Source organism: Virgibacillus carmonensis (genome assembly GCF_057836705.1).
In genome coordinates, this window is record NZ_JBYQFJ010000306.1 from 1 (window position 1) to 572 (window position 572).

At 44.8% G+C, this 572-nt stretch carries 1 pseudogene; it reads left to right on the forward strand.

The features are described from left to right. Nucleotides 1-79: 79 nt before the first annotated feature. Nucleotides 80-572: pseudogene (locus tag AC3G7N_RS22015) on the forward strand (arginase family protein); the annotation flags it as partial.

Consider the following 572-nt stretch of genomic DNA (forward strand, 5'->3'; position numbering starts at 1 on the left):
GTTTACTTATTCTATACTTTATGCTACCTTAGATTCATTATTATATTGTCGACAAGTCAACAGGAAAAGGGTGGTCTACATGCAAAAGATAACCGGGTTCATCTGTGATGAAAGCTACTTTTGGCATCAAACAGGAAATGGCGCGCTAATGTTGAATGCGGGTGGTTGGATACAGGAAGATGCGTATGCGGAAAATCCAGAAACAAAACGGCGGATAAAGAATTTACTGGATCGTTCCAAATTTATTAAAGAGCTGGAACAGTTAGAGCCGAGGTATGCCACTCGTGCAGATATCGAGAAAAACCATGCACCCGATTACATTGAAAGGGTTAAAGCGTTAAGCGAAGGTGGCGGCGGAGATGCTGGTGAACACGCTAATGTTGGACCTGCTTCCTATGAAATTGCATTACTATCTGCCGGCGGGGCTTTAACTGCAGTGGACGCAGTAATGAAGGAGCAAGTCCGCAATGCTTATGCCCTCACCCGTCCCCCTGGCCATCATGCCAAACAAACTGGAGGAATGGGATTTTGTCTATTTAACAATATTGCGATTGCGGCAAAATATGCCCGTG